Origin of the sequence: Chromobacterium sphagni, assembly GCF_001855575.1 — a bacterium.
Lineage (GTDB): Bacteria > Pseudomonadota > Gammaproteobacteria > Burkholderiales > Chromobacteriaceae > Chromobacterium > Chromobacterium sphagni.
Map to the genome: position 1 here is coordinate 2,416,830 of NZ_MKCS01000001.1, position 25,578 is coordinate 2,442,407.

The following is a 25,578-nucleotide window of genomic DNA, read 5'->3' on the forward strand; positions in this document are numbered from 1 at the left end:
CCCTCGCCGCGGCAGTGGCTGCAGCTAAGGCTGGTGGGTGGTTTAGTTGCCTGTCCGCTGCCCGGCACCCGTTTTTCTCTCTTCGCCAGACGGCGATTCTCTATTTCTCCTCCTGTGTCGATTCCCTGCACGCGATGTCTGGGTTAGATGGCGCGCGCGGCGTTCAAGCCGCGTCCGCGTCCAGGAGAGTTTATCCATGTTTGCATTCATTCTGCGGAGGCTGGGCCTGCTGGTGCCCACCTTCTTCGGCATCACCCTGCTGACTTTCGGGTTGATCCGCATGATTCCCGGCGACCCGGTTGAGGTGATGGTCGGCGAGCGCACGCTCGACCCCAAGCTGCACGCCGAGGCGTTGCACCGCCTGGGGCTGGACAAGCCCTTGTACGCGCAGTATCTGGACTACGTCGTCAACCTGCTGCACGGCAATCTGGGCGAATCCCTGGTGACCAAGGTGGGCGTCTGGACCGAATTCAAGACCCTGTTCCCGGCCACGCTGGAGCTGGCCTTGTCGGCGCTGCTGTTCGCCATTGTCTGGGGGCTGCTGGCCGGCGTGCTGGCGGCGATCAAGCGCGGCTCGCTGTTCGATCACGGCGTGATGGGCATCTCGCTGACCGGCTTTTCCATGCCGATCTTCTGGTGGGGCCTGATCCTGATCATGTTCTTCTCGGTCAAGCTGGGCTGGACCCCGGTGTCGGGCCGGATGGATCTGATGTTCGACATCCACCCGCGCACCGGCTTTATGCTGATAGACAGCTACCTGGCCGAGATGGCCGACCCGGAAGGCAATGCCGGCGCCTTCAGGAGCGCGCTGTCGCACCTGATCCTGCCGTCCATCGTGCTGGGCACCATTCCGCTGGCGGTGATCGCGCGGATGACGCGCTCGTCGATGCTGGAAGTGCTGCGCGAGGACTATGTCCGTACCGCGCGCGCCAAGGGGTTGTCGCCGGCGCGGGTGATCTTCATCCACACCTTGCGCAACGCCCTGATCCCGGTGCTGACCGTGATCGGCCTGCAGGTGGGCACGCTGATGGGCGGCGCGGTGCTGACCGAGACCATCTTCTCCTGGCCCGGCGTCGGCAAATGGCTGATCGACGCCATCGCCCGCCGCGACTACCCGGTGGTGCAGAACGGCATCCTGATGGTGGCCACGCTGGTGATCGTCACCAACTTCATCGTCGACATCCTGTACGGCATCGCCAATCCGCGCATCCGTCATGCCAAGTAAGCGGGAATCCAACATGAGCAATGCAACGCAAAACCAGGCTGCCGCGCCGGCAGTCGACCTGGCGCTGTCCTATCCGTCGCCGTTGAAGGAGTTCTGGCAGGGCTTCGCCCACAACAAGGGCGCTGTCGCCGGGCTGATCTTCGTCATCGTGATCGTGTCCTGTGCGCTGCTGGCGCCGGTGCTGGCGCCGTACAGTCCGATCGAACAATACCGCGACCACCTGCTGACGCCGCCGTCGTGGCAAGCCGGCGGCAGCCTGCAGTTCGTGTTCGGCACCGACGAACTGGGCCGCGATATCCTGTCGCGGTTGATCCACGGCGCGCGGCTGTCCTTGTTCATCGGCCTGATGTCGGTGCTGATGGCGCTGGTCCCCGGCGTAGTGCTGGGGCTGTTGGCCGCCTTCTTCCCCAAGGTGCTGGGTTCCAGCATCATGCGGCTGATGGACATCATGATGGCGCTGCCGTCGCTGTTGTTGGCGGTGGCCATCATGGCCATCCTCGGGCCGGGCCTGACCAACGCGATGATCGCCATCGCCACCGTGTCGCTGCCGGCCTATGTGCGCCTGACGCGCGCCTCGGCGATGACCGAGCTCAACCGCGACTACGTGGTGGCCTCGCGCGTGGCCGGCGCCGGCCTGTTCCGGCTGATGTTCGTCACCGTGCTGCCCAACTGCATGGCGCCCTTGATCGTGCACGCCACCATGAGCTTTTCCTCCGCCATTCTTGAAATCGCCGCGCTGGGCTTCCTCGGCCTGGGCGTGCAGCCGCCGACGCCGGAATGGGGCACCATGCTCGCGTCCGCGCGCGACTACATCGAGAGCGCCTGGTGGGTGGTGACGCTGCCGGGCCTGACCATTCTGCTGTCGGTGCTGGCGATCAACCTGATGGGCGACGGCCTGCGCGACGCGCTGGATCCCAAGCTGAAGCGCGCCGCCTGAGGATAAAAATATGAGTCTGTTGCAAATCAAGAATCTCTCGGTGGAGTTCGGCGCCGAGAACAATCCCTTCCGCGCGGTGGAAGGGCTGGACCTGGCGGTAGAGCAGGGCGAGATCGTCGGTATCGTCGGCGAGTCCGGCTCCGGCAAGTCGGTCACCATGATGGCGATGATGGGCCTGCTGGAAGGGCAGGGCCGCATCGTCGCCGACGAGCTGAGCTTCGACGGCAAAGACCTGCTGACCATTTCGGCACGCGGCCGACGCAAGATCGTCGGCAAGGACATCTCGATGATCTTCCAGGACCCGATGACGGCGCTGAATCCCAGTTACACTGTCGGCTACCAGATCATGGAAGTGCTGAAAGTGCACCAGGGTCTGCGCGGCGCGGCCTTGAAGGCGCGCGCGCTGGAACTGATGCAGCAGGTGGAGATCCCGGCGGCGGCGACTCGGCTCTCTGCCTATCCGCACCAGCTGTCCGGCGGCATGAGCCAGCGGGTGGCCATCGCCATGGCTATCGCCTGCAGCCCCAAGCTGTTGATCGCAGACGAGCCGACCACCGCGCTCGATGTCACCATCCAGGCGCAGATCATGGAATTGCTGGTGTCCTTGCAGAAGAGCCAGAACATGGCGCTGATCCTGATCACCCACGATCTGGCGGTGGTGGCGGAAGTGGCGCAGCGGCTGGTGGTGATGTACGCGGGCCAGGCGGCCGAAGTGGGCCGCGTTCCCGGCATTTTCCGCCAGCCGGCGCATCCGTACACCGAGGCGCTGTTGTCGTCCATTCCGGAACACAGCAAGGGCGCGCACCGGTTGGCCACGCTGCCGGGCATCGTGCCGGGGCAGTACGACCGCCCCAGCGGCTGCTTGTTGTCGCCGCGTTGCCCGTATGTGCAGGAGAACTGCCGCAGCCAGCGGCCCGGACTCACCCCGCAGCCCAATGGCGCGGTGCGTTGCCACTACCCCCTGCTGGCCAAGGAGAAGCAGCATGACTAGCGTTTTGCAAGCGCGGGATCTGACCCGCTACTACGATGTGGCGCAGGGCTGGTTCCAGCCCAAGGCGCAGGTGAAGGCGCTGGGCGGCGTCTCGTTCGAATTGTCCGCCGGCCGTACGCTGGCGGTGGTGGGCGAATCCGGCTGCGGCAAGTCCACGCTGGCGCGCCAGCTGACGCTGATCGAACCGCCGACTTCCGGCTCGCTGTTGCTCGACGGCCTGGATGCGGCCACCGCCGGCGGCGCGGAGTTGAAAGCGATGCGGCGCAAGGTGCAGATGGTGTTCCAGAACCCTTACGGTTCGCTCAATCCGCGCCAGAAGATAGGCTCGCAGCTATCCGAGCCGCTGCTGATCAATACCGATCTGTCGGCCAAGGAGCGCGAGGATCAGGTGCGCTCGATGATGACCCGCGTCGGCCTGCGCCCGGAGCACTATTTCCGCTACCCGCACATGTTCTCCGGCGGCCAGCGCCAGCGCATCGCCATCGCCCGCGCGATGATGCTCAACCCCAAGATCGTGGTGGCGGACGAGCCGACTTCCGCGCTCGATGTCTCGATCCAGGCGCAGGTACTCAATTTGTTCATGGATCTGCAGGAAGAGTTCAACACCGCCTATGTGTTCATCTCGCACAATCTGGCGGTGGTGGAGCATGTGGCGGACGAGCTGATGGTGATGTATCTGGGCCGTGCGGTGGAGGTGGGCGACAAGGCCCGCGTTTACGGCCGTCCGTTGCACCCTTACACTCAGGCGTTGTTGTCGGCGACGCCGTCCATCCATCCGGAAGACCGCCGCATCAAGATCAAGATCGAGGGCGAGCTGCCCAGCCCGCTCAAGCCGCCGTCCGGTTGCGCCTTCCACAAACGTTGTCCGTACGCCAAGGAGCGCTGCCAGGCGGAGGTGCCGCAGCTGCGCGAGCTGGATCAGCGGATGATAGCCTGTCATCGGGCAGAGGAAATCAACGGCTGAGGCCGTTTTCGGCACAGCAGGCCCGTCGCGCTAGGCGCGGCGGGCTTTTTTATTTTAATGGCGTAAGACCGGCGTTACACTGGACGCCCCATCACCAGCAGGGAGGCAAAGCATGAATCTGTATCCTTATCTGAGTTTGAATGGTCGGGCCGAAGAAGCGCTGAATTTCTACTGTCAGGCGCTGGATGGCGAAATCGCGATGCTGATGCGCTATTCTGAGGCGCCGAAGGAGGTGGAGGGCATGGGCGATGCCGATCCGAACTGGATCATGCACGCGCGGCTGGTTTTCGGCGGCAATGTGCTGATGATCTCCGATACCAGCCGTCCGCTTGCGTCCAGCCAGCAGGTGACCTTGTCCATCAATCTGGAGGGGGATGTCGCCGCGGCCGAGAAAGCATTCGCGGCGCTGAGCGCCGGCGGCACGGTGACGGTGCCGCTGAACAAGACCTTCTGGGGCGCGCTTTTTGGCTGCTTCAATGATAAATTCGGCATTGGCTGGATGATCAATTGCCAGTTGTGACCGTTTTTTGACCGGCCGCGCGATGCGGCGCCATTTTGCCGCATCGCACAAATATTCCTTTACCATCCACCCCCCGCACGCTACATTCGCCATGGAACCCATGCCAAAATCCAAAGGAAAACGTCAATTGAAGAGAGCCGTGTATGCCGGAAGTTTCGACCCGGTGACCAATGGCCACCTGTGGATGATTCGCGAAGCCGTGGAGCTGTTCGACGAACTCATCGTGGCGGTCGGGGTGAACCCGGACAAGCACTGCACCTTCGATGTCGATCAGCGGGTGGGGCTGCTGCGCGAAGTCACCGTCGGTTTCAGCAAGCTGAGGGTTGACGTGTTCGAGAACCAGTTTCTGGTCAACTACGCGCAAAGCGTGGGCGCCAACTACATCGTGCGCGGCATTCGCACCGCCAGCGACTACGAGTACGAGCGCACCATGCGCTACATCAACTCCGACCTGCACCCGGATATCACCACCATCTTCCTGCTGCCGCCGCGCGAGTACGCGGAAGTCTCGTCGACCATGGTCAAGGGATTGGTGGGGCCGCGCGGCTGGGAGGGCGTGATCCGCCAGTATTTGCCGGAGCCGGTGTACCGCAAGATGCTGGCGATGTATTCCAACGGCTGAGACCGCGCTTACCGCTATAATGCGGAACTAGAATTGAATGCCGCGCCAGCCGAGTCTGGCGCGTTTGCTTTACGGGATTTGAGGGTTCGATATGCAGGATGTCAGCGCATTTGCCAACCGGCTGGCCAAGAATTACAAGCACTACGCCAAATGGGCGCGCCGCCAGGGCCTGGACGCCTGGCGCGCCTACGACAAGGATGTGCCGCAGTTTCCCTTCGCCGTCGACATCTACGGTGGCAAGGTGCATCTGCAGGAGTACGACACCGGCTGGGAACTGGCCGACGACGAATACCGCGCCTGGATAGATGCGGTGGTGGCCGCCATCGAGCAGGTTACCGGCATTGCCGCCGCCGCCGTGACGCTGAAGAACCGCCGCCGCCAGAAGGGCGTCAGCCAGTACGAGAAAGTGGGCCGCGAGGGCGATGACTTCATCGTCGAGGAGTTTGGCCAACGCTTCATCGTCAATCTGGACCGCTATCTGGACACCGGCCTGTTTCTCGACCACCGCAATACCCGCCAGCGGGTGCGCGGGGAAGCCGCCGGCAAGCGTTTTCTCAATCTGTTCGCCTATACCGGCAGCTTCACCGTCTACGCCGGAGCCGGCGGGGCGGCCAGCTCGGAAACAGTGGACATGTCCAATACCTATCAGGATTGGTCGCGGCGCAATTTCGAGCTGAATGGCCTGGATCCGGCGCGCCATCAGTTGATCCGCGCCGACGCGTTTCAGTATCTGGAGGATGCGGTGGAGGAGGGCAAGCGGTTCGACCTGATCGTGATGGACCCGCCGACCTTTTCCAACTCCAAGAAGATGCGGGACATCTTGGATGTGCAGCGCGACCATGTCTGGCTGATAGATTACGCGATGGCGCTGCTGGCGCCGGGCGGCAAGCTTTACTTCTCCAACAACCTGCGCAGCTTCGAGCTGGACGAGCGTCTGAATGAAGACTATCTGATCCGTGATTTGAGCGCGCAATCGGTGCCGGAAGATTTCCGCAACCGCAAGATCCATCAGTGCTGGAGCCTGCAAAAGCGCTGATGCCCGTCGGCGATAAGCATCCGCTATCGCGGGCATGATGAAATACAATGGGCGCATCCTCTTGCGCCCATTCTCCCCAGCGCCCATCTTGTAAAGTGTCATGAACACGCATTGCCGATAAGGATACAAGATGAGTTACCTCAATCTCGACGCAGACAACTTCAACGGCACTATCCCGCAGCAGGGCATCACGCTGTTGGATTTCTGGGCGCCGTGGTGCGGCCCGTGCAAGATGTTCGGCCCCACTTTCGAGGCCGCTGCCGCAAAACACCCGGACATCGTCTTCGGCAAGATCAATACCGAAGAGCAGCAGGCGCTGGCCAGCCATTTCAAGATCCGCTCCATTCCCACGCTGATCGCCATCAAGGACGGCGCCATGGTGTTCAATCAGGCGGGCGCGCTGTCGGCCGGGCAATTGGAACAGCTGATCCAGCAGCTGAAGGACTTGGAAGTTCAGGCTCAGCCGCAGTAAGCTGGCAACATCATTGATGCTGGCGCCGCAAGGCGCGGGGAGGCGGGTATGCGTATCCTGAGTGTTGCGCTGGTGTTGGCCAGCCAAATGGCGGCGGCGGCTTGTCCGGCGCTGCTGGACTACAAGGTGCCGGGATTGATGGGGGGCGAGATCAACCTCTGCCAGTACGCCGATCGGCCTGTCCTGGTGGTGAACACCGCCAGCCACTGCGGCTTTACGCCGCAGTTCACCCAGTTGGAGTCTCTATATAAGCAATATGGCCCGCGCGGCTTGGTAGTGGTCGGCTTTCCCAGTAACGACTTCTTTCAGGAGCTGGATAAACCGGCCGAGATCGGCCAGTTCTGCCAGGCTAATTACGGCGTCACCTTTCCCATGGCCAGCAAGGGGCATGTGCGCGGCAGCGATGCCCAACCTTTCTTTAAGGCATTGATCGCCGCCACCGATGACGCGCCTTCGTGGAACTTCCACAAATACCTGATCCTCCCCGGCGCCAGCAAGGTAGTTAGTATCGCGACCCGCACCAAGCCGGATGCGTCGGAAGTGGTTGACGCTTTCCTGCCTTATTTGCAGCCTCCGGCCGCTGCCGCGCAGCCTTGATGCGCGAAAGAAACGCTGATGGTTTTAGCCTAAACGCCGCAGACTGCGGCGTTTTTCATTGGCCGGCGAAATTCATGCCAGCCCAGTTTCATTGCACATCAATGACTTGGGTGGGTGGGCGCCGGTTTTTTGCATTTCATCCGGCAAAAGGTGTTGACGAGGGTGGGGCGCGGCGGTATAGTTCGCCTCCTCAGCTGACGCAGCGAACGAAACAAGCCGAACGAAACAGGTTCCGGCGGTGTTCGAAGCGGCCGGCACTGCTCTTTAACAGAACGAATAACCGATAGGTGTAAGTGCTTGGCGAAAGCCAAAAACTTGCACTGCAAGAGACAAGAAATACTTGTTTTATTTCTTTGAACTTGCGTGCCAGAAAATTTGCTATGAGATTGAACTGAAGAGTTTGATCCTGGCTCAGATTGAACGCTGGCGGCATGCTTTACACATGCAAGTCGAACGGTAACAGGGAGCTTGCTCCGCTGACGAGTGGCGAACGGGTGAGTAACGCATCGGAATGTACCGTGTAATGGGGGATAGCTCGGCGAAAGCCGGATTAATACCGCATACGCCCTGAGGGGGAAAGTGGGGGACCGTAAGGCCTCACGTTATACGAGCAGCCGATGTCTGATTAGCTAGTTGGTGAGGTAAGAGCTCACCAAGGCGACGATCAGTAGCGGGTCTGAGAGGATGATCCGCCACACTGGGACTGAGACACGGCCCAGACTCCTACGGGAGGCAGCAGTGGGGAATTTTGGACAATGGGCGCAAGCCTGATCCAGCCATGCCGCGTGTCTGAAGAAGGCCTTCGGGTTGTAAAGGACTTTTGTTCGGGAGGAAATCCCGCTGGTTAATACCTGGCGGGGATGACAGTACCGGAAGAATAAGCACCGGCTAACTACGTGCCAGCAGCCGCGGTAATACGTAGGGTGCAAGCGTTAATCGGAATTACTGGGCGTAAAGCGTGCGCAGGCGGTTTTGCAAGTCTGATGTGAAAGCCCCGGGCTCAACCTGGGAACGGCATTGGAGACTGCAAGACTAGAGTGCGTCAGAGGGGGGTAGAATTCCGCGTGTAGCAGTGAAATGCGTAGAGATGCGGAGGAATACCGATGGCGAAGGCAGCCCCCTGGGATGACACTGACGCTCATGCACGAAAGCGTGGGGAGCAAACAGGATTAGATACCCTGGTAGTCCACGCCCTAAACGATGTCAATTAGCTGTTGGGGGTTTGAATCCTTGGTAGCGTAGCTAACGCGTGAAATTGACCGCCTGGGGAGTACGGCCGCAAGGTTAAAACTCAAAGGAATTGACGGGGACCCGCACAAGCGGTGGATGATGTGGATTAATTCGATGCAACGCGAAAAACCTTACCTGCTCTTGACATGTACGGAACTTGCCAGAGATGGCTTGGTGCCCGAAAGGGAGCCGTAACACAGGTGCTGCATGGCTGTCGTCAGCTCGTGTCGTGAGATGTTGGGTTAAGTCCCGCAACGAGCGCAACCCTTGTCATTAGTTGCCATCATTAAGTTGGGCACTCTAATGAGACTGCCGGTGACAAACCGGAGGAAGGTGGGGATGACGTCAAGTCCTCATGGCCCTTATGAGCAGGGCTTCACACGTCATACAATGGTCGGTACAGAGGGTCGCTAAGCCGCGAGGTGGTGCCAATCTCATAAAACCGATCGTAGTCCGGATCGCACTCTGCAACTCGAGTGCGTGAAGTCGGAATCGCTAGTAATCGCAGATCAGCATGCTGCGGTGAATACGTTCCCGGGTCTTGTACACACCGCCCGTCACACCATGGGAGTGAGTTTCACCAGAAGTGGGTAGGCTAACCGCAAGGAGGCCGCTTACCACGGTGGGATTCATGACTGGGGTGAAGTCGTAACAAGGTAGCCGTAGGGGAACCTGCGGCTGGATCACCTCCTTTCTAGAGAAGGCGATCGTCAAGTACTTACAGCCTATCGGTTATTCAAGTTAAGGGCATGGCGGCGGAAGCCGTCGAGTCAACTGGGTTTGTAGCTCAGCTGGTTAGAGCACTGTGTTGATAACGCAGGGGTCGTAGGTTCGAGTCCTACCAGACCCACCAGTATGTATCTGGGTGATCTGAACTGGCACCCGGAGATAAAGCCGAAAGACAAGGCGCGAAGAAGCGACGTGTGCGGATGCACACGAGCGACTGAGCAACGCGGTATTTCGGATTTAGAGGGGGATTAGCTCAGTTGGGAGAGCACCTGCTTTGCAAGCAGGGGGTCGTCGGTTCGATCCCGTCATCCTCCACCACAACTCAAACACAAGCGAACTCGGAAGAGTTTGGTTCTGTTTGCGTTGTAATTTTAACGCCCGATCTTTAACAAACTGAAGAAGCCGAATATATAAGACGGCGAAATGAAAGCGTAGAGTTAATTCTGTACGCAGACAAATCGTCATCTTGGGTATTTGATTGTATCTAAGGCTGCGTCGCCATATCAAAAGGGGCGGTGCAGTCGTCGCACAAACACGCTCTGTCATGAAGTGACGTAGGTTACTGAAATGATAGGGTCAAGCGACTAAGTGCATCTGGTGGATGCCTTGGCGATCACAGGCGATGAAGGACGTGTAAGCCTGCGAAAAGCGTGGGGGAGCTGGCAATAGAGCTTTGATCCCACGATATCCGAATGGGGAAACCCGGCCCTTAGGGGTCATCCCGTGCTGAATACATAGGCACGAGGAAGCGAACTCAGCGAACTGAAACATCTAAGTAGCTGAAGGAAAAGAAATCAACCGAGATTCCGTAAGTAGTGGCGAGCGAACGCGGAACAGCCTGTATGTGATAGAGATTGAGTTAGTGGAAGGTTCATGGAAAGGACCGCCGTAGTGGGTGATAGCCCCGTACACGAAAACGCATTCTTGGTACTAAGCATACGAAAAGTAGGGCGGGACACGCGAAATCCTGTTTGAAGATGGGGGGACCATCCTCCAAGGCTAAATACTCGTGATCGACCGATAGTGAACCAGTACCGTGAGGGAAAGGCGAAAAGAACCCCGGGAGGGGAGTGAAATAGAACCTGAAACCGGATGCATACAAACAGTGGGAGCGGACTTGTTCCGTGACTGCGTACCTTTTGTATAATGGGTCAGCGACTTACATTCAGTGGCAAGCTTAACCGAATAGGGGAGGCGTAGGGAAACCGAGTCCGAATAGGGCGAATCAGTCGCTGGGTGTAGACCCGAAACCGAGTGATCTATCCATGGCCAGGATGAAGGTGCGGTAACACGCACTGGAGGTCCGAACCCACTAGTGTTGCAAAACTAGGGGATGAGCTGTGGATAGGGGTGAAAGGCTAAACAAACTCGGAGATAGCTGGTTCTCCCCGAAAACTATTTAGGTAGTGCCTCATGTATCACTTCCGGGGGTAAAGCACTGTTATGGCTAGGGGGTCATTGCGATTTACCAAACCATGGCAAACTCTGAATACCGGAAAGTGCCAGCATGGGAGACAGACAGTGGGTGCTAACGTCCATTGTCAAGAGGGAAACAACCCAGACCGCCAGCTAAGGTCCCAAATGATCAGTTAAGTGGTAAACGAAGTGGGAAGGCATAGACAGCCAGGATGTTGGCTTAGAAGCAGCCATCATTTAAAGAAAGCGTAATAGCTCACTGGTCGAGTCGTCCTGCGCGGAAGATGTAACGGGGCTCAAACTGATAACCGAAGCTGCGGATGGGCACAGTCAAATGTGTCCGTGGTAGGGGAGCGTTCTGTAGGTCTGTGAAGGTGTGTCGAGAGGCATGCTGGAGATATCAGAAGTGCGAATGCTGACATGAGTAGCGATAAAGCGGGTGAAAAGCCCGCTCGCCGAAAGCCCAAGGTTTCCTACGCAACGTTCATCGGCGTAGGGTGAGTCGGCCCCTAAGGCGAGGCTGAAAAGCGTAGTCGATGGGAAACGGGTTAAAATTCCCGTACTTTTGTGTAGTGCGATGTGGGGACGGAGAAGGTTAGGTCAGCAGACTGTTGGAATAGTCTGTTCAAGCCGGTAGGTGTGAAGAGTAGGCAAATCCGCTCTTCTTTAACACCGAGACGTGATAACGAGGGTCTACGGACCTGAAGTGACTGATACCACGCTTCCAGGAAAAGCCACTAAGCTTCAGCTACACAAGAACCGTACCGCAAACCGACACAGGTGGGCAGGATGAGAATTCTAAGGCGCTTGAGAGAACTCAGGAGAAGGAACTCGGCAAATTGATACCGTAACTTCGGGAGAAGGTATGCCTGTTGTGGTGTAAGACTTCGCGTCTGAAGCTATGACAGGTCGCAGAGAATCGGTGGCTGCGACTGTTTAACAAAAACACAGCACTGTGCCAACACGAAAGTGGACGTATACGGTGTGACGCCTGCCCGGTGCCGGAAGGTTAAGTGATGGGGTGCAAGCTCTTGATCGAAGCCCCGGTAAACGGCGGCCGTAACTATAACGGTCCTAAGGTAGCGAAATTCCTTGTCGGGTAAGTTCCGACCCGCACGAATGGCGTAACGATGGCCACACTGTCTCCTCCTGAGACTCAGCGAAGTTGAAGTGTTTGTGAAGATGCAATCTACCCGCTGCTAGACGGAAAGACCCCGTGAACCTTTACTGTAGCTTTGCATTGGACTTTGAAGTGGTTTGTGTAGGATAGGTGGGAGGCTATGAAGCCTGGACGCTAGTTCAGGTGGAGCCAACCTTGAAATACCACCCTGACCCCTTTGAGGTTCTAACCTTGGTCCGTGATCCGGATTGGGGACAGTGCATGGTAGGCAGTTTGACTGGGGCGGTCTCCTCCCAAAGTGTAACGGAGGAGTTCGAAGGTTACCTAGGTACGGTCGGAAATCGTGCTGATAGTGCAATGGCAAAAGGTAGCTTAACTGCGAGACCGACAAGTCGAGCAGGTGCGAAAGCAGGACATAGTGATCCGGTGGTTCTGTATGGAAGGGCCATCGCTCAACGGATAAAAGGTACTCCGGGGATAACAGGCTGATACCGCCCAAGAGTTCACATCGACGGCGGTGTTTGGCACCTCGATGTCGGCTCATCACATCCTGGGGCTGTAGCCGGTCCCAAGGGTATGGCTGTTCGCCATTTAAAGTGGTACGTGAGCTGGGTTCAAAACGTCGTGAGACAGTTTGGTCCCTATCTGCAGTGGGCGTTGGAAGTTTGACGGGGGCTGCTCCTAGTACGAGAGGACCGGAGTGGACGAACCTCTGGTGTACCGGTTGTCACGCCAGTGGCATCGCCGGGTAGCTAAGTTCGGAAGAGATAACCGCTGAAAGCATCTAAGCGGGAAACTCGCCTGAAGATGAGACTTCCCTGGAGGCTAGACCTCCCTGAAGAGTCGTTCGAGACCAGGACGTTGATAGGTCGGGTGTGGAAGCGCTGTGAGGCGTGAAGCTAACCGATACTAATTGCTCGTGAGGCTTGATCCTATCATTTGAGTGGCTTGGGAAACTGAGTGACGAAGATGGAGTGTGAGTGCGACACAATTGAGTACCCGAAAAAATATTCAGAACGCGTTGAGAGACGAGTTCAGGCTTCTTGAGTTTGTACCAGTTTATGTCTGGTGGCCATAGCGAGGTGGTCCCACGCCTTCCCATCCCGAACAGGACCGTGAAACGCCTTAGCGCCGATGATAGTGTGGCATTCGCCATGTGAAAGTAGGACACCGCCAGACGCCCGATAGCGGAACCCCAGCTCAATGAGCTGGGGTTTTTGCGTTTGGCGCACGCCAGACCGATGTCCTGATACCTGACCCAAGCCCCCGCGAGCGATCTGCGGGGGCTTAGGCGTTTAGATTCCTGTCATTGACCGTGAAGTGCATCCCGCACAAAATCAGCCATTTACAGGCTTCAACGAGGTAGCGGCAGATGGCTTTTCGCAACAGCAAGCCCGCGCGGCGTATCATGGCGGGCGATCGCAGCCTGTACATCCACAGCATGCCGCGGCACTCGCTGCATGATCTCTATCATTACTGCATGACCATCAGCTGGCCGCATTTTTACCTGTTCATCGCGCTGGCCTTCGTGGCCTTGAATCTGTTGTTCGCCGGGTTCTATCAGCTGCAGCCAGGCGGCATCGCCAACCAGTTCCCGCAAGGTTTTCTTGGAGCGTTCTTCTTCAGCGTGGAAACCCTTGCCACGGTTGGTTACGGCGATATGCATCCGCAAAGCCTGTACACCCACTGGATTTCAATGCTGGAAATCTTCATTGGCATGATGAGCATTGCGCTGATTACCGGCGTCACCTTTGCCCGTTTTTCGCGGCCAAGAGCGCGTATCGTCTTCACCAGGCAGCTTGTGGTGAGGCCGCTGAACGGTGAGCCAGTGCTGATGTTGCGCGCCGCCAATGCCAGAAATAATGTGATCATTGACGCCAGCGCCCGCCTGCGGCTGTTGCAACAGGAGATCACGGCGGAGGGAACGACATTTCGCAAGCTTTATGATCTGGAGCTGGTGCGAGATGAGCACCCGATGTTCGTGCTGGGCTGGACGCTGGTGCACAAGCTGGACGAGCGCAGCCCCTTGTACCAGCGCGATGCCGAGTCGCTGGCGGCGGTCAAGGCGCAACTGATCCTGTCCATCAGCGGCATTGACGAAACCACCATCCAGACCATGGTGGCGCGCCATACCTTCTCTCATCTGGACATCCGCTGGAATCATGTTTTCGCGGACCTGATCTATACCGACGAGGAGGAAAACGACCATGTTGACTACCAACTGCTGCAGGAGGTGAGGCCGCTGGCGTCCGGCGATGGTACCCACGATCGGCGATAGCTCGAGCCCGGTGCCGCTTGGCCGATGCCGGCCGAATCAGGCGCATTGAAAGCCGCTCTCTCCCCTTCATGATGCTTCGCGCAGGCAGCGCGGCTTCGTCCTGTCATCTTCCCGATGGCGCTATGGATGGCGCCGTTCCCCGATGGGTGGGAGGCAAGGGTCTCAAGCGGCGCTCGCAGGAAAGGTGATGATGAACGCGGTATGGTGACCGGGTTCGCTTTCCAGCCGGATCTCGCCCTTCAGGATCACCTGCACGATGTTGTGCACCATCGCCAAGCCCAGGCCAACGCCGCCTTGTCCCATGCGAGTGGTGAAGAAGGGGTCGAACACCTTGCCGTGCAACTCCGGCGCGATACCCTTGCCATCGTCTTCGTAGCGCAGCGTGATGTTGCCTAGCGACTGGCTGATACTGATGCTGATTGTGCCCTGGCCGCGCTCTTCAAAGCCGTGGGTCAGCGAGTTGGCCACCAGATGGGAGACCAGCTGTTCCAGCGCGCTGGGGTAGTTTTCTATCATCAGATGGGATGGAGCCTGCAACTCCACTTGCAGATGGGGATGATGCTCTGGTGGAACCAGCGCCTTGAGCAGCTGCGCGATCACCTGGCCGGGACTGAAGACACGCTTGGGCTGGTCAAGCTGGTCTACGGCGATTTGCTTGAAGCGGCCGATCAGGTCGCCGGCCTGTTCGCTATTGCGTTGCAATAGTTCGCAGGTTTCTCCGGCTTTCTGCAGGAAGTCCTGCAGTCCTTTGCGCGATAACAGCTTTTCGGCATCGGCTCGGGTGATGCCGTCCACATCGGCCTGTATCTGCGAGGAGCACAGCAATATATTGCCGATCGGGGTGTTCAGCTCGTGCGCCATGCCCGCCACCATCCTGGCCAGAGCAGTTTGCTTTTCGGCGATGCTGATCTGGTGCATGGCTTTTTTCAGTTCGGCGGTGCGGCTGGCCACGCGTTCCTCCAGATGGCTGTTCAACTGCTGCAGTTCCCATTCCGCTTCTTTGCGCAGGCTGATGTCGGAGTAGGTGCCTATCATCCGCAGCGGCTGGCCCTGGGCGTCATGACTGACCACCATGCCGCGCCCCAGCAGCCAGATCCAGTCCTGTTCTTTTTGGAAGCGGTGTTCGGTGACGAAGGAACCTTGTGGCTGGCGCAGATAGCTGGCCAGGTCGGCCAGCACGGTCGGCAGATCATCCGGATGGATGCCGGTCTGCCACAGCTTGAAGTCGCCTATCTCCGCCGACCGCGTCAGCCCCAGCAACTGCTGGCAGCGGGGGGAGAAGAAGATGTCGCCATTGGCGATGTTCCAGTCCCAGACGCCGTCGCCGGCGCCTTCCAGCGCGAAGTGCCAGCGCTCCTCGCTTTCGCGCAGCGCGCGCAGCGCCTTCTGTTCGCCGGCGCGCAGCAGCTCGAACTCGCGGCGCACCCGTTCGGCTTCGTCGGCGCGCAGCAAGGCGTCCTCCTGCGCGCGGGCCTTGTCGTTGTATATCTGCCTGAGGTCGCGCTCCACCATGCCGCGGAACTGGGCCAATAGTTGCTTGTAGGTGGGGGTGTAGGCGTTTTCCGTGCGATCGAGGACGCAGATAGTGCCGAATACGTCCTGATTGGGCCAGATCAGCGGCATGCCCATATAAGAGATCATGCCCAGTTTGATATCCGGGTTGTCGCACCAGTCGGGATCGGACAGCGCATTGGGCACGGTCAGTTCGCTGCGCGAAGTCATTACCGTTTCGCAGTAGAGCCCGGTGCCCAGATCGGCCATTTCATCTTCTTCGTAGGGGTTGTCGGCGCTGTGGCTGGAGAGGAAGACCTTGATGCGCGGCGGTTGCACTTGCATGATCAGCGCCGAAGGGATGCTGACTATCCTGGCCAGCAGGTCCAGCACTTGCTGCCATTTTTCCGCGTAGTCGTGGCTGATGGCTAGGCTGCGGGTTTCGACTTTGGCGGTAATCATGATGCCACTCCACTGCGTGCATGTGCTTAGTAGTTTTAGCATATGGCGCGTGTGGAGGCTGCAGCATTGCGCCGCAGCATGAAAAAGCCCCGCAGCTGCGGGGCTGGGGCGCGGTGTCGTGCTTGGCGTCTATAGCATCAGGTTCAGCATGCGGTCTATCCGCACCCGGCTGAGGCGGGTCAGCAGTTTCTTGATCTGCTCCGGATAGCGGCGGACATCTTCCAGTTGGCGGTAGTGCCCGAGCAAGGTGGTGTGCCGCAGGATGTTCTGCTGTTCCGCCTGGCTTTGCGCCTGCAGTTGCCGCTGCGGGTCGTGCAGCAGCAGCGCGTTTTCCAGATCCAGGCGGAAGGCGCGCGGATTGAGGTTGTTGCCGGTCAGCAGGATGTAGCGCTGGTCGCTCCAGATGCCCTTGAGATGGTAGGTGTTGTCGCCGTCCTTCCACAGGCGGACGCGCAACTCGCCGCGGTTGACGAACTGGCGCTGGCGCTTGACGAAGCGGCGCAGGTTCATTTCGTACAGATAGGGCAGGGCGCCTATCACGCGGAATGGCTGTTCGGGCGGGATGTAGAAGTCGTTGGCGGTCTTGTCGCCGACGACGATGTCGATTTCCACCCCGCGGCGCAGCGCGCGGTTGATCTCCAGAACCACTGAGCGCGGGAAGTTGAAGTAGGGCGTGCAGATGAACAGGTGGTGCTCGGCGCTGGCGATGACGTCCAGGATGACGCGGTTGAGCCGGTTGCCCTTGCCGATGCCGACAATGGCGGTGATGCTCAATTGTTCGGCGCTTGCGTCGTGGGTCATCCGGTATTGGCTGTGCACCAGCTTGTCGCGCAGCTGGCGGATTTCCTTGCGTATGCTGCGGGTGGGGGGCGTCGGCTTGTCCAGGCGGAATACCGCAGGATCGTTGAAAAACTGCTCGACCATGAAGCCGGCCATCGCATCGGCCAGCTGCGGGCTGCGGATCAGGTGATAGCGGTCGAAGCGGTATTTGTCCTGCTTGTGCAGATAGACATTGTTGAGGCTGGCGCCGCTGTAATAAACGGTGTCGTCGATGACGAAGCCTTTCAGGTGCAGCACGCCGAACAGCTCGCGGGTTTGCACCGGCACGCCGTAGATCGGGATGTCCAGTTCGCGGCGTGCGGCTTCTTCACGGTACCAGCTGGCATTGCAATTCGACTGGCCTTCGCCGATGCGGCCGCGCTGGGCGCGGTGCCAGTCCACCATGATCCGGATGTCCAGGCTTGGGCAGCGCTGCTTGGCCTGATAGAGGGCGTCGAGGATCTCCCGGCCAGCTTCCTCATTCTCCAGATACAACGCGCACAGATAGATGCGTTGCGTGGCCGCGGCGATGGCTGCCAGCAATTGCAGGCGGAATTCGCGGGTTTGCAGCAGCGTGGAGAAGTCTTCCGGCTGCAGGGGCAGCCAGGATAGACGGGACAGCGTGGGTCGATTGAGCAGAAATGCCATGAATGCGCAGTTGAATGACGTTCAATCGACGCATCGTAGCACCGTTTGACCGGTTTGGGGGAGAGAGCGGGTGGGGAAGGAACGCCGCTCAAGGCCAAACTGTGGGTGGCGGAAGGCCGCGCGCATGGCAAGGCGGCCGGAAATGTGCAAAAATTCTGGTAACTAGACGAATTGCAGGTTTTTTCCATGCTGGACCGGGACGGATACCGCCCAAATGTCGGAATCATCCTCACCAACTCCAGGAATGAGGTGTTCTGGGGCAAGCGCGTGCGCGAGCACTCTTGGCAGTTTCCGCAGGGCGGCATCAAGCCGGGCGAGAGCCCGGAGGCCGCGATGTACCGCGAGCTGCTGGAGGAGGTGGGTTTGCTGCCTCAGCACGTGAAGATCATGGGGCGCACGCGCGACTGGATGCGCTACGAGGTGCCGATAAACTGGGTACGCCGCGAATGGCGCGGCAGTTACAAGGGGCAGAAGCAGATCTGGTTCCTGTTGCGGCTGGTCGGCCGCGACAGCGACGTCTGCTTGCGCGCCACCAGCCATCCGGAGTTTGACGGCTGGCGCTGGAACGATTACTGGGCGCCGGTGGACGCGGTGATAGAGTTCAAGCGCGACGTGTACGAACGGGCGCTGTCCGAGTTGTCGCGCTTCCTGCGCGGGGTCGAGAGCCACCACGCCTATTTGGCGCGCATCGGCGCGCAGAGCGAGCATTGACGGCGGCGTCGTTTCAGCGCAACCATACGGCGGGCCGATGCCCGCTGTCTTTTTTTCCGCCGTCCCGTCCGGGGCGGCGCAGGCGCGAGTCGCGGATAAAGTAAGACCAAGAATATGAGCCAACAATACGACGAATCTTCGGTACGGGTGTTAAAAGGGCTGGAGCCGGTCAAAGAGCGGCCCGGCATGTACACCCGCACCACCGACCCCACCCATATCTGCCAGGAAGTGATAGACAACGCCGCCGACGAGGCGTTGGGCGGCTACGCGCGCAAGATCGCCGTCACGGTGCATCAGGACGGCTCGCTGACGGTGGAGGACGACGGCCGCGGCATTCCGGTGGGCCTGCACCCGCAGGAGGGCGTGCCGGTGGTGGAACTGGTGTTCACCCGGCTGCACGCCGGCGGCAAGTTCAACAAGAAGGACGGCGGTGCCTACGCTTTCTCCGGCGGCCTGCACGGCGTCGGCGTGTCGGTGACCAACGCGCTGTCCACCCGGCTGGAAGTGGAGGTCAAGCGCGACGGCGGCGTGCACCGCCTGGTGTTTTCCGGCGGCGACGTGATCGAACCGCTGGCCCGCGTCGGCGACTGCGGCGCCCGCACCAGCGGCACCCGCGTGCGGGTGTGGCCGGACGGCAAGTATTTTGAAAGCCCGCGCTATTCGATGCAGGAGCTGGAGCGGTTGTTGCGCGCCAAGGCGGTGCTGCTGCCCGGCGTGGCGGTGACGCTGACGGTGGAAAAGCCCAGCGGCGACGAAGTGAGGGTATGGCAGTACCCGGAAGGTCTGAAGGGCTACCTGGCCGAGCTGTGCAACGGCGACGAGCCGGTGGCGCCGCTGTTCGCCGGCGAGGCCTATATCGGCGACGACCACGAGCAGTTCGCCAGAGGCGAGGGCGCGCAATGGGCGATGGCCTGGTTCGAGGACGGCGCCAGCGGCGAGAGCTACGTCAACCTGATTCCCACTCCGGTCGGCGGCACCCATGAGGCCGGCTTGCGCGCCGGCGTGTTCGATGCGGTGAAGAGCTTCGTCGACCACCACAACCTGTTGCCGCGCGGCGTCAAGCTGATGGCGGAGGATGTGTGGAGCCGGGTGCGCTTCGTGTTGTCCGCCCGCGTGCTGGACCCGCAGTTCCAGGGCCAGACCAAGGACAAGCTGACCAGCCGCGACGCCTTGAAGCTGGTTTCGGGCCTGGCGCGCGACCCGGTGGAGCTGTGGCTGAACCAGCATGTGGAAGCCGGCAAGAAGATCGCCGAACTGGCGATACGCCAGGCGCAGAGCCGCCTGAAGTCGGTGAAGAAGGTGGAGAAGAAGAAGGGATCCGGTGTGGCGGTGTTGCCGGGCAAACTCACCGATTGCGAGAGCGAGGACATCGACCGCAACGAGATTTTCCTGGTGGAGGGCGACTCCGCCGGCGGTTCGGCCAAGCTGGCGCGCGACAAGGAATACCAGGCGATCCTGCCCTTGCGCGGCAAGGTGCTCAACAGCTGGGAGACCGACAGGGACCAGTTGTTCTCCAACGCCGAAATCCATGATATTTCGGTGGCGATAGGGGTAGACCCGCACGGCCCCGCCGACCATCCCGACCTGTCCGGCCAGCGCTACGGCAAAATCGCCATCCTGTCCGACGCCGACGTCGATGGCTCGCACATTCAGGTGCTGCTGCTGACGCTGTTCTTCCGCCATTTCCCGCGGCTGGTGGAAAACGGCAACATCTACATCGCGCAGCCGCCGCTGTTTCGCGTCGACGTGCCGGGCCAGGGCAAGAACCGGCCGCCGCGCAAGCTGTACGCGCTGGACGAGGGCGAATTGACCGCGATCCTAGACCGGCTGCGCAGCGAGAACGTGCGCGAGAGCGCCTGGGGCATTTCGCGCTTCAAGGGGCTGGGCGAGATGAACCCGGAGCAGCTGAAGGATACCACCATGAATCCGGACACGCGCCGCCTGAGCCAGGTGAGGGTGCGCGACGGCCAGCTGCAGCAGACGCTGGACACTTTCGTGATGCTGATGGGCAAGGGCGAGGCGTCCAGCCGCCGCAGCTGGATGGAGGCCAAGGGCAACGAGGTGGAGGCCGATATCTAGGCCGCTCCCGCTTGATGTCCAGCCCCGCTTAACTGCCTTGGCACAGGCGGCCGGCGGGGCTTTTTGCTGGCCGCTTCAATCGTAGGCCGACAGCAGTTCCGCCATCTTTTTTTGCCCCTGCGGAGAGGCGCAGGCGGCCCGCAGCCTGTCCAGCATCGCGCGGTCGCGCGCCAACGGGCTGAGGCGCGATACGTACACCGCCATCGGCTCGCGGCTGATCGGCAATTCGGACCACTGGTCGCCGGGTGACGAAATTTCGCGCAGCGTGCGGCCGCAGTCGGGACGCACGCACATCATCGCATCCAGCCGGCCGATGCGCAGCATGCGCAATCCCTGGTGCAGATCGCCGACCAGCACCGGCTGCGCGCCGGAACTGGCGATGAAGCGGTCCAGAGTGTGGGTACCGCGCAGGATGCCCACCGGACGCTGCCTTAGGCTGTCCCGGCTAAGCGCCGTGCCGCGGTAGATCACTGACAGCCGGATGGCGGTGGGGCGGCACAGCTCCAGGCCGAAGGCGTCGCGTTCCGGCGACGCGGTGAGCAGCGCCAGCGCGTTCTGGCCGCTTTTGAGGTCTTCCACCACCCGCGGCAGCGGCCGGATGTCCTGGCGCAGTTGCAGGCCGCTTTGCGCGGCCAGCCAGTGCAGGAAGCGTGGCGCCAAGCCGTCGCCGCTGGCGGCGTCGCCCCATGGTTCTATCGCCTGGCTGGACGACTGCACCGGTTCGGCGTGCGCCGTCTGCAACCACAATATCGATGCCAGCATGCCCAGCCATGTCCTGCCCATCGCGTCCCTCCGCCGTTGCGCGCCCAAGGCGTCGGGCGCGGCTAGTGCAGTATAGGCAGGCGTGTTCGGCGCCGGATGGTGCCGGCAGGCCGTTTACTTTGCTGCATCTGACGTCGCGGTATTGTGGGGCATGAGCCACCGCCACTCCGAGAGGAGGGCTGCGGCCAATGCCCAGGTGAATTGTGCCCTCACCAAACCTTGAACACCTGCCCGGTCTCGACGCCCTCTACGCTGCGTTGATAGGCGAGGGCGACTCGGGCGGCGGGCACCGGTTCAAAACCCGGAAAATAGCTTTGCAGCGGCTCCCACGATTCTTGCAGAACGTTGGGGCACACCGCGTTGATGCGCAGTCCCGCCGCCAGCTCCACGGCCGCACCGCGGACGAAGCCTTCTATTGCCGCATTGACGGCGCAAGCGTTGCTGCCATGCCGAATCGGGATTTCGTTGCCCATGCCGCTGGTCAAGGTGATTGAGCCGCCGGCATTGAGGAAGTGCTGGCCGATCAGAGCCAGGTTTGCCTGGCCCATCAATTTATTGTCCAAGCCGATGCGAAATTGCTCGGGCGACATCTCCGTCAAGTGGCCGAGATGCAGCAGGCCGGCCGCGCATATGATGGCATCCACCTTTCCTGTGCGCTCGAATAGTGCGCGAATGCTGTCCGGCTGCGTCATGTCCGCGTGGAGTTCTCCGCTGTCTCGACCGGCCGACAAGATTTGATGGCGGGACAGGGCGTGCTGAACCGCACGGCCTATGGTTCCTTTTGCTCCGACTAACAGTATTTTCATGTCTAGCTTTCCTTCCTTGGTTTACCACACGGTCAGCGTCTGGCCGTTGGCGATGCCTTCCACGCTGCGCACATAGGCCAAGGCGGCGCGGGCGGCGGGCACCGCTTCGAAGCCGGGGAAGTAGGGGGCATAGCCTTCCCACGACTCCTGTAGCACATTCGGGCTGACTACATTGATGCGTTGGCCTCGCGTCAATTCCAGCGCGGCGGCGGCGGCGAAGCCTTCCAGCGCGCGGTTGACGGCGGTGGCGTTGCTGCCGTGGCGGATGGGCTGCTGGCTGACGATGCCGCTGGTCAGCGTGATGGAGCCGCCGTCGTTCAGGTAGTGCTGGCCGGTCAGCGCCAGATCGATCTGGCCCAGCAGCTTGTCTTCCAGGCCGATGCGGAAGTTGGCGGCGGTGGTTTCCAGCAGCGGGCCGAAATGCAGGCTGCCGGTGGCGCTGACGATGGCGTCCAGCCGGCCGGCCTGTTCGAACATCGAGCGCACGCTGGCGCTGTCGGTGATGTCCACCCGCAAGTCGCCGCTGTTGCGGCCGGCGGTAAGGATCTGGTGATGGGACAGCGCTTGCTGCACGGCGCGGCCCAGCGTGCCGCTGGCGCCTACGATCAGGATTTTCATGGTGTGTCTCCATTGCGGTTGGCGATGGATGCAGTGTGCCGGGATTCTCCTTCTTGATTAATCCGTTATGATGAACAGGATTAATAACCTGGAGTTTCTAATTCATGGACAGGCTGCTCAGTATGGAGTTGTTCGTCGCCGTGGTGGACAAGGGGAGCTTCACCGCGGCGGCGGAGGCATATCGCCTGTCCCAGCCCATGGTCGGCAAGCATATCGCCGCTCTGGAAAAACGCCTGGGCGGCCGGCTGTTGGTGCGCACCACCCGGCGCCAGCAACTGACTGAACTGGGGCAGCATTATTATCAGCGCTGCCGCGCCATCCTGGCTGAGCTGGCGGCAGCCGAGGATGCCGCCGAGCTGCTGCGGCAACAGCCGCGCGGCGTGCTGCGGCTCAATGCTTCGGTGACGTTTGGCAGCTTGCGCCTGGCGCCGCTATTGGCCGAATTCATGGCGCGCTATCCGGAGATCGGGGTGGAGCTGGAGCTGAGCGACCAGTTGGTCGATCTGGTGGCGGACGGCTACGACGCGGTATTCCGCATTGGCCAGCTGGCCGATTCCGGCCTGGTGGCGCGGCGGCTGCGGCCTTACCGGATGATGGCGGCGGCTGCGCCGGCGTATCTGGCGGCGCGCGGCGTGCCGCGTACGCCGGCCGAGCTGGCGGGGCATGACTGCCTGGGCTTCAGCCGCTGGCAGCGCGATGACGGCTGGGACGCGCTGGCCCGCCGGCACGGCGTGGAGATCGGCGCCAGCCGCTTCCAGTGCAACCAGGGCCAGGCCTTGCGGCAGCTGGCGCTGGCCGGCGCGGGGCTGGCGCTGCAGGCGGAGGCGCTGCTGGCCGACGATGTGGCGGCGGGCCGGCTAGTGTCTTTGCTGGATGGCTATCTGCCGCCGCCCAAACCCATGCACCTGATCTACCCGGCGGACCGCCAACCTTTGCCGAAACTGAGAGTCTTCGTCGACTTCATCGTCGAGCGCCTGGGCGCGCTGTGAGTTTTATTGACCGCCCCTGTCAGAAATTCTCGTTTGTAGTGTTCCTGGCCCAAGAGTAGTGTCAAAGCATGAACACCGAACTGATCAAACCGCGCCGGCGCGACCTGTTTGCCGGTTTCTTTTCCGTCGGCATCACCGGTTTCGGCGGCGTACTGCCGCAGGCGCACAGCATGCTGGTGCAGCGGCGGCGCTGGTTGTCCGAGGCCGATTTCGCCGAACAGCTCGGGCTGTGCCAGGTGTTGCCCGGACCCAATATCGTCAATATGGCCGTGTCGGTCGGCGCGCGTTTTCACGGCGTGGCCGGCTCGATGTTGGCGGTGGCCGGCCTGCTGCTGGCGCCGATGGCCATCGTGCTGCTGTTGGGCACGCTGTATGGCCGCTACCGCCAGCTGCCGCTGGTGGAGCAGGTGATGCATGGCCTGGCCGCTGCGGCGGCGGGCTTGTTGCTGGCGATGCTGCTGCGGCTCTTGTCGCGACTGGAGCGCCACGCCTGGAGCGTCGCGGTGATGGCCTGCACGTTTGCCGCCATCGCCGTCTGGCGCCTGCCGCTGCCGTGGGTGTTGCTGGCGGCGCTGCCGCTGACGCTGTGGCTGGCCTGGCTGACGCGGCGAGGGAGCGCGCCATGATTCTGCTGCTGTTGTTGTGGCAGTTCGGCGTGCTGTCGCTGATGGCGGTCGGCGGCGCCAATGTGCTGCTGCCCGAGCTGCAGCGGCTGGTGGTGGAACAGGGCTGGATGAGCGCGCCGCAGTTTGCCGAGCTGTTCGCGCTGGCGCAGGCCGCGCCGGGGCCCAATGTGCTGGTGGTCAGCCTGATAGGCTGGCATGTGGCCGGCATGGCAGGCGCCTTGGTCAGCATGCTGGGCATGTGCCTGCCGTCGTCGCTGCTCAGCTACTACGTGTCGCGCTGGTGGGCCGAGCGCAAGGGCAGCGAGCTGACGCAGTTGATCGCGCGCGCGCTGCAGCCGCTGACGGTGGGGTTGGTGGGCGCCAGCGCCTGTCTGCTGCTGCAGGCGGCCAACCGCGACGCCGCCGGCTGGGGGCTGAGCCTGGCGGTGGCGCTGATCGCCTGGCGGCGCAACTGGAATCCGCTGTGGCTGTTGTTGCTGGGCGGGCTGATAGGCGGCTTGGGCTGGTTGTGATCCGCGGCCATAATACCGTTACCACCACGGAACGGTTCTGATATGGCGAGAGCACTCGGTCTGTTGCTGCTGTGCGGGGCATGGGCGTTGGCGCAGGCGGTCGGGACGAACATCAACTACGCGCTGGTGTCCGGCGACAATGATCCGCACTGGCCCTATATGCAGGCGCTGCTGCAGCTGGCGTGCAGCCAGATGCGGCAGCAGTGCGTGCTGCAGGCGGCGCGCGACATGAACCAGGGCCGGGCCACCGAGCAGATGCTGCGCGCCGATGGCCGCGTGGACCTGTTCTGGGGCATGACCAGCCGCGAGCGCGAGCGCAAGCTGCTGACGGTGAGGGTGCCGCTGGACAAGGGCCTGATCGGGTGGCGGGTGTCGCTGATCAACGCCGATCATCCCGACCTGTTCAAGAACGTCAAGACCCGCCGGCAGTTGACGGCTTTCCGCGCCGGCCAGGGCCAGGACTGGCCGGATACCCAGATATTGCTGCACGCCGGCCTGCCGGTGTTGACCAGCCCCGACTATCCCAATCTGTTTTCCATGCTGCGCCAGCATCGCTACGACTATTTCCCGCGCAGCGTGATCGAGGTGAAACAGGAACTGGCGTCGCCCAACAGCAAGGGGCTGATGCTGGATCCTTATCTGCTGCTGCACTATCCCACCGCCTTTTATTTCTTCGTCTCCCCCAAGCGCGCGGACCTGGCGCGGCTGCTGCGCCAGGGGTTGGACAAGAGCGTGGCCGACGGCAGCTTCGACCAGCTGTTCAAGGCCTTCAACGGCGACCACTTGCGCGAGCTCAAGCTGTCCGGCCGCACCATCATCGAGCTGGACAACCCGCTGTTGCCGGAGGACACGCCCTTGCAGCGGCGCGAGCTGTGGTTTCGCCCCTGAGGCGGGGGTGGGTATAATGCCTGCTGACCT

General features: G+C 61.1%; 21 protein-coding genes, 2 tRNA genes and 3 rRNA genes. 21 read left to right on the top strand and 5 right to left on the bottom strand.

What is annotated here, in order from left to right; genetic code table 11:
• The first annotated feature begins 196 nt into the window (after positions 1-196).
• The 15 genes from BI347_RS11415 (at position 197) to BI347_RS11485 (ending at position 14,137) form a co-directional block, all read left to right on the top strand.
• The gene (locus BI347_RS11415; RefSeq protein WP_071112685.1) at positions 197-1,225 is read left to right on the top strand and encodes an ABC transporter permease subunit; all 1,029 of its coding nucleotides are present in this window, start codon (positions 197-199) and stop codon (positions 1,223-1,225) included.
• Between the two features lie 13 nt (positions 1,226-1,238).
• Positions 1,239-2,162: an ABC transporter permease subunit gene (locus tag BI347_RS11420; protein ID WP_071115907.1), complete on the top strand. Its 924-nt coding sequence runs from the start codon at positions 1,239-1,241 to the stop codon at positions 2,160-2,162.
• Positions 2,163-2,172: 10 nt separating this feature from the next.
• On the top strand, positions 2,173-3,153 hold the full coding sequence (locus BI347_RS11425; RefSeq protein ID WP_071115908.1) for an ABC transporter ATP-binding protein: 981 nt from the start codon (positions 2,173-2,175) through the stop codon (positions 3,151-3,153).
• The gene (locus tag BI347_RS11430; protein WP_071115909.1) at positions 3,146-4,117 is read left to right on the top strand and encodes a peptide ABC transporter ATP-binding protein; all 972 of its coding nucleotides are present in this window, start codon (positions 3,146-3,148) and stop codon (positions 4,115-4,117) included. Before BI347_RS11425 ends, BI347_RS11430 begins: the two co-directional genes overlap by 8 nt.
• Positions 4,118-4,229: 112 nt before the next feature.
• A complete protein-coding gene (locus tag BI347_RS11435; protein WP_071112689.1) occupies positions 4,230-4,637 on the top strand; it encodes a VOC family protein in 408 nt (135 codons plus the stop codon).
• A gap of 100 nt (positions 4,638-4,737) precedes the next feature.
• Entirely contained in the window at positions 4,738-5,259 is a 522-nt protein-coding gene (coaD, locus tag BI347_RS11440; RefSeq protein WP_193430970.1) for a pantetheine-phosphate adenylyltransferase, read from the top strand.
• Positions 5,260-5,350: 91 nt separating this feature from the next.
• Positions 5,351-6,295, top strand: coding sequence for a class I SAM-dependent methyltransferase (locus tag BI347_RS11445; RefSeq protein WP_071112690.1), 945 nt, complete (start codon positions 5,351-5,353; stop codon positions 6,293-6,295).
• Between the two features lie 130 nt (positions 6,296-6,425).
• Positions 6,426-6,767, top strand: coding sequence for a thioredoxin (gene trxA, locus BI347_RS11450; protein WP_071112691.1), 342 nt, complete (start codon positions 6,426-6,428; stop codon positions 6,765-6,767).
• Between the two features lie 48 nt (positions 6,768-6,815).
• Positions 6,816-7,364 (top strand): glutathione peroxidase, encoded by a 549-nt coding sequence (locus BI347_RS11455; RefSeq protein WP_071112692.1) that lies wholly within the window; start codon positions 6,816-6,818, stop codon positions 7,362-7,364.
• 388 nt (positions 7,365-7,752) lie between these two features.
• A 16S ribosomal RNA gene (locus tag BI347_RS11460) occupies positions 7,753-9,288 on the top strand.
• Between the two features lie 82 nt (positions 9,289-9,370).
• Positions 9,371-9,447, top strand: a tRNA-Ile gene (locus BI347_RS11465).
• Between the two features lie 118 nt (positions 9,448-9,565).
• A tRNA-Ala gene (locus BI347_RS11470) sits at positions 9,566-9,641 on the top strand.
• 256 nt (positions 9,642-9,897) lie between these two features.
• A 23S ribosomal RNA gene (locus BI347_RS11475) occupies positions 9,898-12,793 on the top strand.
• Positions 12,794-12,923: 130 nt separating this feature from the next.
• Positions 12,924-13,038 (top strand): 5S ribosomal RNA (gene rrf, locus BI347_RS11480).
• The 16S, 23S and 5S rRNA genes sit together here with 2 tRNA genes alongside, the layout of an rRNA operon.
• A gap of 193 nt (positions 13,039-13,231) precedes the next feature.
• Positions 13,232-14,137, top strand: coding sequence for an ion channel (locus tag BI347_RS11485; RefSeq protein WP_071112693.1), 906 nt, complete (start codon positions 13,232-13,234; stop codon positions 14,135-14,137).
• A 162-nt stretch (positions 14,138-14,299) separates the two neighbouring features.
• On the opposite strand, the gene BI347_RS11490 is transcribed toward BI347_RS11485, so the two are convergent.
• The gene (locus BI347_RS11490) at positions 14,300-16,090 is read right to left on the bottom strand and encodes an ATP-binding protein (protein WP_071112694.1); all 1,791 of its coding nucleotides are present in this window, start codon (positions 16,088-16,090) and stop codon (positions 14,300-14,302) included.
• Positions 16,091-16,219: 129 nt separating this feature from the next.
• Positions 16,220-17,557 carry a CDP-diacylglycerol--serine O-phosphatidyltransferase gene (pssA, locus tag BI347_RS11495; RefSeq protein ID WP_071115910.1) on the bottom strand — a complete coding sequence of 446 codons (1,338 nt, stop codon included), beginning with the start codon at positions 17,555-17,557 and terminating at the stop codon, positions 16,220-16,222.
• A gap of 186 nt (positions 17,558-17,743) precedes the next feature.
• Between pssA and BI347_RS11500 the strand changes: the two genes are divergently transcribed.
• Positions 17,744-18,268 carry an RNA pyrophosphohydrolase gene (locus tag BI347_RS11500; protein ID WP_071112957.1) on the top strand — a complete coding sequence of 175 codons (525 nt, stop codon included), beginning with the start codon at positions 17,744-17,746 and terminating at the stop codon, positions 18,266-18,268.
• A 114-nt stretch (positions 18,269-18,382) separates the two neighbouring features.
• The gene (gene parE, locus BI347_RS11505; protein ID WP_071112696.1) at positions 18,383-20,347 is read left to right on the top strand and encodes a DNA topoisomerase IV subunit B; all 1,965 of its coding nucleotides are present in this window, start codon (positions 18,383-18,385) and stop codon (positions 20,345-20,347) included.
• 75 nt (positions 20,348-20,422) lie between these two features.
• Here the strand turns inward: parE and BI347_RS11510 are convergent, their stop codons facing one another.
• The 3 genes from BI347_RS11510 to BI347_RS11520 all read right to left on the bottom strand — a co-directional run bounded on the left by BI347_RS11510 (position 20,423) and on the right by BI347_RS11520 (position 22,533).
• The gene (locus BI347_RS11510) at positions 20,423-21,130 is read right to left on the bottom strand and encodes a hypothetical protein (protein WP_071115911.1); all 708 of its coding nucleotides are present in this window, start codon (positions 21,128-21,130) and stop codon (positions 20,423-20,425) included.
• Between the two features lie 188 nt (positions 21,131-21,318).
• Positions 21,319-21,915 (bottom strand): short chain dehydrogenase, encoded by a 597-nt coding sequence (locus BI347_RS11515; protein WP_071115912.1) that lies wholly within the window; start codon positions 21,913-21,915, stop codon positions 21,319-21,321.
• A 21-nt stretch (positions 21,916-21,936) separates the two neighbouring features.
• Positions 21,937-22,533 carry a short chain dehydrogenase gene (locus tag BI347_RS11520; RefSeq protein ID WP_071115913.1) on the bottom strand — a complete coding sequence of 199 codons (597 nt, stop codon included), beginning with the start codon at positions 22,531-22,533 and terminating at the stop codon, positions 21,937-21,939.
• Between the two features lie 104 nt (positions 22,534-22,637).
• On the opposite strand from BI347_RS11520, the gene BI347_RS11525 reads away from it, so the two are divergent.
• From BI347_RS11525 to BI347_RS11540, 4 genes are all read left to right on the top strand, one after another.
• The gene (locus BI347_RS11525; RefSeq protein WP_071112699.1) at positions 22,638-23,522 is read left to right on the top strand and encodes a LysR family transcriptional regulator; all 885 of its coding nucleotides are present in this window, start codon (positions 22,638-22,640) and stop codon (positions 23,520-23,522) included.
• Between the two features lie 68 nt (positions 23,523-23,590).
• Positions 23,591-24,148, top strand: coding sequence for a chromate transporter (locus BI347_RS11530; RefSeq protein WP_071112700.1), 558 nt, complete (start codon positions 23,591-23,593; stop codon positions 24,146-24,148).
• Positions 24,145-24,660 (top strand): chromate transporter, encoded by a 516-nt coding sequence (locus BI347_RS11535; protein WP_071112701.1) that lies wholly within the window; start codon positions 24,145-24,147, stop codon positions 24,658-24,660. The genes BI347_RS11530 and BI347_RS11535 overlap by 4 nt, the downstream gene beginning before the upstream one ends.
• Positions 24,661-24,702: 42 nt before the next feature.
• The gene (locus tag BI347_RS11540; RefSeq protein ID WP_071115914.1) at positions 24,703-25,548 is read left to right on the top strand and encodes a type 2 periplasmic-binding domain-containing protein; all 846 of its coding nucleotides are present in this window, start codon (positions 24,703-24,705) and stop codon (positions 25,546-25,548) included.
• Positions 25,549-25,578: the final 30 nt, after the last annotated feature.